Raw genomic sequence first — 819 nt, forward strand, 5'->3', positions numbered from 1 at the left:
TTGGGTAAGCGGGATTGCCGATCATTTAAGCCAGAACCTCCTTGGCAAAGCGGTCGAGGCCCTCGGAGCGCGAGGCCTTGACGAGGACGAGATCACCGGCGGCGAGCACCGGCTTGAGCGCCGCGACGGCGTCGTCGACCGTGGCGAAGCGGTGGACGGCGTCCTCCGAGGCGCCCATCGTGCAGGCAGCCTCGGCCATGACGTCGGCGAGGTGCCCTCCGATGAAGACGAGCATGTCGAGCCCCTTGGCCGCGGCGTAGGCGCCGGTATAGCCGTGGAGCTTCTCCTCCTCGGCGCCGAGCTCGCCCATCTGGCCGAGGACGGCGACGCGGCGGCCGTCGCAGGCCATCGTCGCGAGGATGTCGAGCGAGGACGCCATCGAGTTCGGCGCGGCGTTGTAGGAGTCGTCGATCACGCGGACCCCGCGGGAAGAAGCGCGCACGTCGAGGCGAAGCGCAGTGTGCTCCATGCGCTCGATGGCCTCCGCGGCGGCGTCGCGGTCGGCGCCCGCGCGCCAGATCAGCGCGAGCGCGATGAGGAAGTCGTCGACCACCTTGCGGCCCGGGAGGTTCAGCTTGACCTCGCGGGCCCAGCCGTCGGCGCAGCGGACGGTGAAGGAGGGCAGGCCCTCGGAGTCCAGGCTCAAGCCCTCGGCGCGGACGGCATCGCCCTCTCGGCCGCCCACAAGCTCGACTGCGACGCCCGCGGGGCGCGCGAAGCCGTCGGCGATGAAGGCCGTGAGGTCGCAGGCGGACGGCATGACGAGCGTCCGCTCGACGCCGCCCGCAGCCGTCGAGGCGTCGCGCATCCGCGCGCAGA

1 protein-coding gene is annotated in these 819 nt (G+C 71.8%); it reads right to left on the minus strand.

What is annotated here, in order from left to right; genetic code table 11:
• Positions 1 to 25 precede the first annotated feature (25 nt).
• The coding region (locus ACT84W_RS10545; protein WP_444329182.1) for a glutamate ligase domain-containing protein at positions 26 to 819 on the minus strand (794 nt) is incomplete at its 5' end.

The sequence above is a fragment of the Paratractidigestivibacter sp. genome, from assembly GCF_052362415.1.
Taxonomy (GTDB): Bacteria; Actinomycetota; Coriobacteriia; order Coriobacteriales; family Atopobiaceae; genus Paratractidigestivibacter.